Annotated in this window: 13 protein-coding genes; 10 read left to right on the forward strand and 3 right to left on the reverse strand. The window is 56.7% G+C overall.

Features of this window, described 5'->3' with window-relative positions; genetic code table 11:
* The 6 genes from AC07O1_RS19090 to AC07O1_RS19115 all read left to right on the forward strand — a co-directional run bounded on the left by AC07O1_RS19090 (position 1) and on the right by AC07O1_RS19115 (position 4281).
* A complete protein-coding gene (locus AC07O1_RS19090; protein ID WP_495089750.1) occupies positions 1-822 on the forward strand; it encodes a hypothetical protein in 822 nt (273 codons plus the stop codon).
* A gap of 8 nt (positions 823-830) precedes the next feature.
* Positions 831-1007 (forward strand): hypothetical protein, encoded by a 177-nt coding sequence (locus AC07O1_RS19095; protein WP_495089751.1) that lies wholly within the window; start codon positions 831-833, stop codon positions 1005-1007.
* Between the two features lie 62 nt (positions 1008-1069).
* Positions 1070-2626, forward strand: a complete 1557-nt coding sequence (locus AC07O1_RS19100; RefSeq protein ID WP_495089752.1) for a phage tail protein — start codon at positions 1070-1072, stop codon at positions 2624-2626.
* A gap of 58 nt (positions 2627-2684) precedes the next feature.
* On the forward strand, positions 2685-3110 hold the full coding sequence (locus tag AC07O1_RS19105) for a hypothetical protein (protein WP_495012724.1): 426 nt from the start codon (positions 2685-2687) through the stop codon (positions 3108-3110).
* Positions 3111-3200: 90 nt separating this feature from the next.
* Complete coding sequence (locus AC07O1_RS19110; RefSeq protein ID WP_495089753.1) at positions 3201-3611, forward strand: hypothetical protein; 411 nt, start codon at positions 3201-3203, stop codon at positions 3609-3611.
* Positions 3612-3795: 184 nt separating this feature from the next.
* Entirely contained in the window at positions 3796-4281 is a 486-nt protein-coding gene (locus AC07O1_RS19115; protein WP_495089754.1) for a phage virion morphogenesis protein, read from the forward strand.
* Between the two features lie 10 nt (positions 4282-4291).
* Here AC07O1_RS19115 and AC07O1_RS19120 read toward each other — a convergent pair whose 3' ends face one another.
* Positions 4292-4708 (reverse strand): helix-turn-helix domain-containing protein, encoded by a 417-nt coding sequence (locus AC07O1_RS19120; RefSeq protein WP_495089755.1) that lies wholly within the window; start codon positions 4706-4708, stop codon positions 4292-4294.
* 110 nt (positions 4709-4818) lie between these two features.
* Here AC07O1_RS19120 and AC07O1_RS19125 point away from each other — a divergent pair, with 110 nt between their 5' ends.
* A complete protein-coding gene (locus AC07O1_RS19125; protein WP_495089756.1) occupies positions 4819-4983 on the forward strand; it encodes an Arc family DNA-binding protein in 165 nt (54 codons plus the stop codon).
* The gene (locus AC07O1_RS19130) at positions 4964-5914 is read left to right on the forward strand and encodes a BRO-N domain-containing protein (protein WP_495089757.1); all 951 of its coding nucleotides are present in this window, start codon (positions 4964-4966) and stop codon (positions 5912-5914) included. Before AC07O1_RS19125 ends, AC07O1_RS19130 begins: the two co-directional genes overlap by 20 nt.
* A gap of 39 nt (positions 5915-5953) precedes the next feature.
* On the opposite strand, the gene AC07O1_RS19135 is transcribed toward AC07O1_RS19130, so the two are convergent.
* Positions 5954-6208, reverse strand: coding sequence for a hypothetical protein (locus tag AC07O1_RS19135; RefSeq protein WP_495089758.1), 255 nt, complete (start codon positions 6206-6208; stop codon positions 5954-5956).
* A gap of 17 nt (positions 6209-6225) precedes the next feature.
* On the reverse strand, positions 6226-6387 hold the full coding sequence (locus tag AC07O1_RS19140; protein ID WP_495089759.1) for a hypothetical protein: 162 nt from the start codon (positions 6385-6387) through the stop codon (positions 6226-6228).
* A gap of 28 nt (positions 6388-6415) precedes the next feature.
* On the opposite strand from AC07O1_RS19140, the gene AC07O1_RS19145 reads away from it, so the two are divergent.
* The gene (locus AC07O1_RS19145; protein WP_495089760.1) at positions 6416-8401 is read left to right on the forward strand and encodes a phage tail tape measure protein; all 1986 of its coding nucleotides are present in this window, start codon (positions 6416-6418) and stop codon (positions 8399-8401) included.
* 3 nt (positions 8402-8404) lie between these two features.
* Positions 8405-9388, forward strand: a complete 984-nt coding sequence (locus AC07O1_RS19150) for a LysM peptidoglycan-binding domain-containing protein (RefSeq protein WP_495089761.1) — start codon at positions 8405-8407, stop codon at positions 9386-9388.
* The last annotated feature ends 1 nt before the right edge of the window (position 9389 follow it).

The following is a 9389-nucleotide window of genomic DNA, read 5'->3' on the forward strand; positions in this document are numbered from 1 at the left end:
ATGGCGAGCCTGACCGATGTAATGAAGCAGCTCGCCTCTCAAGTTGCAGCGATTGTCTATCCGAACGGCACAGGACAACCAAGCGCGGCAGGTATTCCTGTTCGAGTTTATCCAGGCTGGCCGGTGCCGAATGTGCTGGAGACCGACCTTGCCGCAGGGAATGCGCATGTCAGCGTCTATCCAGCCGGCAAGGACCGAAAGACCACTCGGTATATCGGGCGGGGATGGGTTCCGCTAACAGTGCCGGTGCACACGGTTGTGATGACGGTCGTCGGCGCAGTAGTGACACTGTCCGGCACGATCAGCCGGCAGAACCTACTGGTCAACCTGAACGGCACCAGTTACGTCTACGCCATGCAGGCAACGGACACGCTTACGACCGCAGCTACAGCGCTTGCTTCGATGATTCCAGGCGCATCTAGCGCTGGGCCAGTTATCACGCTCACAGGCGCGCATAGCGTCTTCACGCGAGTGGGTGGCCTCGGCACGGCCTACAAGGAGACGAAACGTCAGGAGCAGTCGGTGCAGATCATCATCTGGGCCGCGACGCCGGACGCGCGGGATGCAGTGGCGAGCCCGATCGACTCGGTGCTGTCCGATGGCAACAGCATCTCGTTCACGGATGGCTCCTTCGGGATCATTCGCTCTTCGGGATCGCTGATGACGGACCAACTCCAGAAGGCAGGTCTCTACCGCTTGGACCTGTTCTATCTGATCGACTACGCCACAACCCAGACTCAACAAGTCACCGAAGTCATCGCTCCGGTGCTGCACATCGTCAACGCCCAGTCCGGGCTTCCTGTAATCACATTGAACCCTTGAGGCCTGACATGGACTCCGATACTCCCGTTAAGCCGGTGCAGGCCAAGGCCTCGCCGTTCTCGCTGACTGTGAAATTCGCCTTCGCTGACTACCAGGTCGGCCAGGTCATCACCGACCCCGATGAAGTCGCCGCCGTCCTCGATGGCGAATGCGCCGGCAACGTCCTGAAAGTCGCCACCGCCTGACAAGCGAAACCCACACACAAGAAACCGCCCACTGAGGCGGTTTTTTCATTTAGGAGGAAGCCATGCCCATTTATCCGGCAGGCAGCTTGAACACGGCGGCGCTGACAGCTCCAGATTTGTACATCCAAATCGTTCCGCCGAAGACTCGATACATCAACGGGGTGCCGACCGACATCCTCGGCATTGTCGGTGTGGCTGACTGGGGGCCGGTGAACAGCTCGGTGCTGATCGGATCGCCTGGCGATGCCTCGCAGCGGTTCGGCACGCAGACGGTGCGCAAGTACGACCTGTGCACCGCGATTGCGGTCTCCATCCAGTTGGGCGCCTCAAACATCCGCGCTGTGCGGGTAACAGACGGCACTGACACGGCTGCCACTTCCTCGCTGAAGGATACGGCTGCCGCCAACGGCGCCACGTTAACCGCGTTCTACACCGGCACCCTGGGCAACTCGCTGAGCGCCACGCTATCCGCCGGCGCCGCCGCGTCGAGCTGGAAGCTGGTTGTTTCTCTGCCAGGCGTTGCACCGGAAGTATTCGACAACATCACCGGCAGCGGCCTCGCGCTCTGGCAGAACATCGTCAGTGCCGTGAACAACGGTCAGTCGGGCATCCGTGGTCCGTCGCAGCTGGTGATTGCCACTGTCGGCACATCTGTTCTCGCACCGGTAGTGACCACGCAGACGGTTGCTTTCACAACCGGCACCTCCGGCAACACCACCATCACCGATGCGGTTCTGATCGGCGTTGATGGCGTGACCGGTGCGACCCGCAAAGGCATGTACGCCTTGCGCGGTAGTGGTCATCAAACTCTGAACCTGGTGGATTTAACTGACTCCACTCAGTGGCCAGCCATTCTCACCTTCGGCCTTTCCGAGGGTACGTATCCAGTCACACAGGGTCCGGCCGGCGCCTCTTACGTCACCGTAGCCGCCAGCCTGACCGCTGCCGGCTGTGACAGCTACGCGCTGAAGGTGCTGGTGGGCGACTGGGTGTACTGGTACGACCAGGTGAACAGCCAGCAACGAATGATCGCTCCGGCTACTTTCTCGGCCGCCAAGATCGCTGCGCTGTCGCCAAATCAGACGCCGCTAAACAAGCCGCTAACCAACGCGGTATCGACTCAACGCAACCTGTCGCAGCAGCCGTATAGCACGCCGGAAATTGGCGCCATCAACACCGCGCGCCTGGATGTCATCACCAACCCTTGCCCGGGCGGCAGCTACTTCGGTCACCGTTCCGGCCTGAACTGCTCGAGCAACTCGGCGGTGAACGGCGACAACTACACGCGGATGACGAACTTCATTTCGCTGACCATTGCCGCCTCCTTCGGCGGGACCATTGGCCGGCTTCAGACACCAGATGTCCGCCGTGAAACGAAGTCGACCATGGAAAGCTTCCTGGACACCTTGCGTATTCAGGGGCTGATTGGCGACGTCAACGGCGGTCCAGCGTTCTCGGTCCAGCTCGATGTATCCAACAACCCAGATGCTCGCGTGGCCTTGGGCTACATGCAGGCCGACGTGCAGGTCAAATACCTGTCCGTGATCCGCTACTTCCTCGTGAACTTAGAGGCAGGGCAAAGCGTTTCCATCGTCGCATCTGCCACTCCGCGCCAGTAAGCGCTGACACCCACTTCCAAGCCCGGCCTAGCGCCGGGTTATTCATTTGGAGAACGCCATGCAAGGTGGATACAACACGGGTAAGGATGTCGCCGTCGACATCAACGGTCCTTACGGCCCGATCCGCATCCCGAAAATCATTTCATTCGACTGCAAGCCAAAAACCACAAGCCAGGAAATCACGCCGCTCAACGGCTTGACCGATGAACTTCTGATCCCCAAAGGCTGGACCGGAACCATCGAAGCTGAGCGCGTTGACGGCACGCTGGATGATTGGTGGGCGCAGTTCGAAAGCGACTATTTCAACGGCATCAACCAGGTCCCAGCAACCATCACGGAGACGATTTCCAATCCAGACGGAACCATCAACGTGTATCGCCACGCCCACGTAATCCTGAAGTTTGAGGATGCAGGTAAGAAAGAGGGGGACAAGACGATTCGTCAGACCATTTCCTTCACTTCCCGCCGTCGCTACAAGGTTTAACCGTTTTGCATGGCAGCCCGGCAGGGCGCGGGACTCGTCACCCCGCACGCCATGCTCCTTTGACGACTCGCTGACCAGAGGATTTACCCAATGTCCAAAGTAACCGTTAACCATGATGCTGCGGCACCTGTGTATGTTGATCAGAAGCCGAAATTCACTTCGATTCAGGACGTTCGCGGACGCACCATTCAACTGCGAACCCTGGACCCGCTACAAAAATCGCGCATCGTCATGGCCGTCGGCGGTGAGAACGCCTCGAATAGCGTCTACATGGGCGCATTCGCATTGCCGGCCGCATCAGTGGTCTACATCGATGATGTCGGTTTCGGCCTTCCGCAATCCCTCAAGCAAGTTGACGCCGTGCTGGCCGAGCTCGGCGTCGAAGGCATGGAGGCCATCGAGAAACACATGATGGCTGAGTACGAAGCCGCCAAAGCCAAGGCTGATGCTGAAAATGCCACTCAGGCGCTCAGCGCCGAGCAGGCCGCCGCAAAAAACTGACAGAGGACCCCGATTTTCGCAGCCGATGCTGGCTGGTGAAGAACGGGGTTCCTTTTGATCGGGTTTTTGACTGCGGATTGCTGTCTGATTACGAGCGCATGGCCTTTTCGATCATGTTTTCCGAGTTCGAAGGTGCCGGGGTCTGGAACTGGTCCAGCATGCAATTCGACAAGAAGGACTGACCATGGAATTCAGTAGTCTCGGCAGCCTGGCGCTGCATTTTGCGCAGGCCGAAGTCTCATTGCTCAAGCATCTGCACGATGGACTGGAGAAGTGCGCCGTGCAGGTCGAGAAGACCGCCAAGGAAGAAATCGGGCATTACCAATCGGCGGTCGGACCGTTCGCAGAATGGGCCCCTCTGGCCGACTCAACGGAAGAGCGCAAAGCGAAGATGGGCTATCCCGCCGATTCGCCTCTTCTTGCCTCCGGCGAAATGCGCGACAGCATCACGCACACTACGCACATCCTGGAGGCGGTCATTGGCTCGAAAGATCCGAAGATGGTCTACCACGAATTCGGCACGCCGAAGATGCCGGCGCGCCCGGTGATGGGGCCGGCCGTCTTGCGCAACAAGGAGTACATCCGGCGAGTGCTGGGCCATGCCACCGTGTCGGGGTTGATCGGTGGCTCGGCCATCCATGCTTCGCTGGGCTACGATGGCGAAACTTAAAGGGGGTGTATTACTTGGCTTTTTCCCGAAGCTCTCGCTCTTCTTCAAGCCCACGCATCACGTCAGCGGTAAATTCTGGATCGCCATCCCTGAGCATTTTCAGGCCCCACTTGAGGGCGACAGATACTAACTCTTCAGAGGATATTCCTGACTCGTCTGCAATTTTCTGGAGCTCATCTATAGATTCAGGAGGCAAGTCAATGCTCAGTTCGTGAGTTTTTCTTTCAGGCTCAGGCATCAGCTCTTCACGGCTTACGCCAAGGGCTTCGGCCAGCTTCCTCATAACCGTCTTTCTTGGCATTGCCAAGGCAGCTTCATAGCGTGAGATCTGGGATGGAGATACCCCGGCAGCGTCCCCCAACTCCTGTTGCGTAAGGTTTTTCTCACCTCTTAACTCGATGAGTTTTGTCGCGAATTCTTTTGTCATGTAAGCGCCCTGTGTATTACGCCAGCGTACTACAAACGCACAAAAAGCAAAATTTGTTTGACAAAGGCATGAAACGCATTAAACTCACAAAACGCAAACAGGAGGTCCACATGAGCGCTAAGAAGATCACTACGGCAGTACGAATGATGTGTGATATGCGTCAAAAGCTTGAGGAAAGCGCAGCAGAGCACGGGCGAACCCTAAGCGGCGAAATCGTATACCGCTTGAGAAAGTCATTTGAGCAGGAGTTGGAGCATGGAAAGCAGCAGGCATAAAAAAGCCCCAAGCGCGCCAACGCTTGAGGCTTCGAAATCAACGTCATCTATCAGGAAAAACGTCATGACGAATATTAGCACAGCCGTATCGAATGTCATTCCCTTCGATTTTCGCGGCCATAGCGTGCGCGCAGTCAGCATCGATGGCGAGCCATGGTTTGTCGCAGCTGACGCGTGCAAGATCCTCGGGCAGAGCAACACCACGAAAGCCCTGTATTCACTGGATGATGACGAACGGTCTAACTTTAAGTTAGGGCGTCAGGGGGTGGTAAACATCATCAACGAGTCAGGTTTGTACACCCTGATTCTGCGCTGTGATGACGCAATAAAAAATGGCAGCCAGGCGCACGCCTTCCGCAAATGGGTTACCGCTGAAGTTCTCCCCGCCATCCGCAAGCACGGTCACTACACCGACCATCAAGGCATCATGGGTGACCTTGTCGGCGCAGTGATCGGTACCAGCGGGGAGCATGTCCTTGATCGGGTGATCGACCAAAAGGCTTCACCGGTTCCGCATGCCCTCCAGCGCAGCTTCAAGCACACTATGAAGAGCCGGTTGCGCTCGCGCTTTAACGTACAACGCACAGCCCTGATTCCGGCTGAGCACCTGGCCGACGCATGCAATTTTGTTGCGGCCTATGCCCTGGATGGTGAGTGGATCGGCCGGTCCGACAAGGATGGGGTATTTTTCAACACTCATGAGGTCCAGCACATCTACTTGCTGATGTCTCGTCACGCCTCGCTCATGCGGGATCGCGAAGCCATCCTTTCGGCTGGGCGGCTCCTTGACTCAAGGACTCTTATTCGCGTGTTCGATCAGATCAACGAAGGGCGATCTTCATTTTCTTTTCTCGATACTCGGAGGTCGGAAATTTACAGCGCCTACCTGTCTACCGGCTGCTCTCCGGGTGGGTATGCAGCTGCTGCTTGATCTGAGATGAAAGAGACCCCCGCTTCGGCGGGGTTTTAACTATTCGAATATGACTGCATAAATGACGTACAGCAGAGTGATCAGCAAAGGAATGCAGACCAGCAATGTCATAAGGCTTCCTGCAAAGAGAAGGATTGCCTGATTTACACCGAGCCCGCTACTGCACTTAGTTGCTTCTTTTGGCGAGTTTTTTGTAAGGCGTCGACCCCCTTTCAGGCGAGATTCGGCTTGATTAGTTTTTGCCTCTACGATCTCGTTGTCGCGCCATTCATAGGTGCGGCCATTTTTTTTCATGTGCGCAGCTCCGTGTCTTAGCTGAAGTGAAACCAGACCCCGCCTGCTGTGAATGTGAACGCCACAGCAATAGCTATTCCAGCTGAAGTACTCTCTGAAAAACCATTTTCTTTTCCGGATTGAATGGCCTTGCCGGTACAGGCCAAGCCAACAAACGCATAAACGATCCATCCAATCATAAATTTCCTCCAGGGCCAGGAGCTGCTCATGTCTGCAGAAGCATACTCAGTCGCTATCAAGCTGTCGCTGATTAACCACGTCAGCGCCGGCATGCTGATGATCAGCAAAAACCTGGCGAGCACCGGACAGGACGTCGACAAGCTCAATGCCAAATTGAAATCTATCGGCAAGCAGGCGGCCATTGGTGGCGCGATGTTTGCTGGCGGCATGGGGCTGGCCACGATGTTCAAGGCACCCCTTGATGAGGCGAAAAAGTTTCAAACAGAGATGGCGAAGTTTTCTCTGTATGGCATGTCGGATGCGGTGAATACCGAGTCAGAGCGTTTCGTCAAAGGCATGAACAGCATCGGCACCAGCATCACTACGAACATGAAGCTCTTCACCGAGGCGCAAGGCGTCTTCCGGGAGAGTGGATTGCCTGGCATGGAAGCGCTGGAGGGGGCAAAAATTGCCGCCCCTGTTCTGTCCAAGATCGCTTATGCCACATCCGGCTTGAGCGAAGAATCTCAGGCCATGATGAAAACCAGCAGCATGGCCATGATGCGCTACATCGAAGACTCGGGCGGCCTAAAGTCGCCCCAGCGCTTCAATGAGCTGGCGGACGCTGGCTGGAAGATGACGCAGACCTCCGGCGGCGCGGTGAACTGGGAGCAGCTACGCCAGTTTAAGGCTCGCGGCGGAATTTCGACGATGAACCTGAGCGATGACGCGGTGGCGATGTTTGAACCCATCATCACCATGCTCAAAGGGCAGACTGCTGGCTTCTCTCAGAGAACTGCCTACAACAGGCTGAACGGCATCGTAAAAATCCCCAATCAAGTTGCTCATGAGCTTGTGAATAACGGGATTTGGGACAATAAGAAAGTTATCTGGAACTCGCAGGGCGGCATCAAGGCGTTCAAGGGTAACCCTCTCAAGGAGGCTGATCTGTTTAGCAGGAACTCAATTGAGTTCTACGAGAAGGTGATCATGCCCATGCATAAACGTATGGGTATTACTTCAGACTCGGCGATTGGACAGTCTAACGCCATGCTATTTGGTTCTACCGGCGGCGCGATGTACACGCTGATCGACAAGAACATCGAGAAACTGCATCACTCGCTTGAGGCGCAGCACAAGGCACTTGGCATTGACGCTTCGGTCGAGAAGACCCGCAAAACCCTTTCCGGTCGAGAGGTAGAGCTGGCGGCGAAGTGGAAAGACTTAATGCTGCTCCTTGGGGATCAAATACTCCCAATGGCCATTGTGTCCGTCACCAAGCTTAACGATGGGATCATTTCGCTGACGAAGTGGATGGGCGAAAACCATGAGGCGGTCAAGGCATTCACTTACGCTTTGATTGGCCTATCCACCTTCCTAATCACGGGCGGCTTGATCAACATGGTGATTGCTGCTGGGCGGGGCTTCTGGCTTCTCGCTAAGGCTTTGATGTTCGTTTCTACCGGAGGTCTTGCGCCAATGATTCCCTGGTTGGCGCGAATGGGCACCTATCTGGTCATGTTCATCATTAGCCCAATAGGCTTGATCATCGCCGCACTCGCTGTCGCTGCGCTGCTGGTATGGAACAATTGGGACGAAATCAGCAAAGCCCTGAAACTGATGTGGGGCGATCTGAAGAGAGGGTTTATTCAGTTGTTCAATGGCGATTTCGGCGGGGCGTTCAGATCCTTCAAGCTGTACTTCCTGACCGGCTGGCAGACAATTTTCAATACGCTGATCGCGGGAGCCAACGCAGTCCTGCCCGCCAGCATGCAGATCAAGAAAACCAGCTTTGCCAGCGATTACCGGGGCACCGATGAGGGCGGCCGCCTAGTGGCGCCTATCCCCAGCAAGGAACAGGGCGGGGGCTGGCACCAAGTCAACCTCTACATCGACGGCAAGAAAATGACCGACGTGGTCATTGAGAGGCTGACCCGCCAGGCATCCAAGCCGCAGACCGGAACCCAGGGCTTTGACCCTTCACGCAGCATGCTGATGCCTGGCACTCCAAGCGCCACCTACCCAAGGGGATAACCCATGAGCTTCACCAGCTTCCTGGACAATTTCGCTCCGGGCGGGGATCCGTTTGCCACGCGTTTGATCGTCGGCGATGTGGAGTTCACCGGTCTGGAGGTGCCCGAGTCAGTAACGATCGGCGCCAAGCAGCAGATGGTTGTGCACAAACTGGTCGGCGGCAAGCGAGTAGTGGATGTGATGGGCGTGGACTACGACAACATGTCGTGGTCTGGCTGGATGACCGGCGCAACGGCAGGGGATCGGGTTACCGAGCTCGAAACTCTGCGCGATGCCGGTGTTCCGCTGACGTTCAACATGGATGGTTATTACTTTAGCGTCCTCATCCAGTCGTTTAGTGCACGGTTTGAACACGTCTACCGCCGCTACTACAGCATTGAACTGCTGGTGAAAGAGCGCCTGGACGCGCCAGTCACCACCAACGCGCTGTCCGGCTCGCTGGATTCGCTGATCAACAGCGACGTCGGGCAATCGCTGGGCCTGGCCAAGATCATCAACTCCGACACCGTGACCAGCACCATCAACACGGTGAAGGACGCCGTGTCGCAGGTGCAGGGCTTTGCCAATGCCACGATCGATACCGTGCAGACCGTCATCCGGCCCTTGGTAGCGGCTCAGCAGGTGGTGCAATCGGTGATCTCGCAGGTCGGTGCGTCGGTAAACGACATCACCACGCTGGGTGGCCTGATCCCCGGCAATCCGGTCTCCAAGGCGGCCAACAACCTCCTGCGCCAAGGCACTGCGCTGACCCAGCTGGCGCCGCTGTACCAGATGCAGAGCGTGCTGGAGCGGATGCAAAAGAACGTCCTGGCCGGGCCGCTGGCCAATGGCACGGCGAGCATCACGACTGGCAACACCACGCTTCAGCAGGTTTCGGCGGACGCCTACGGCGATCAGTCGCGCTGGACCGAGATTGCCGCGGCCAACAGCATCGCTGATCCGCAGCTGAACAACATCCAGACCATCAAAATACCCATAGGTGCCTAGT

Source organism: Pseudomonas sp. GW821-FHT07G10 (assembly GCF_059418545.1).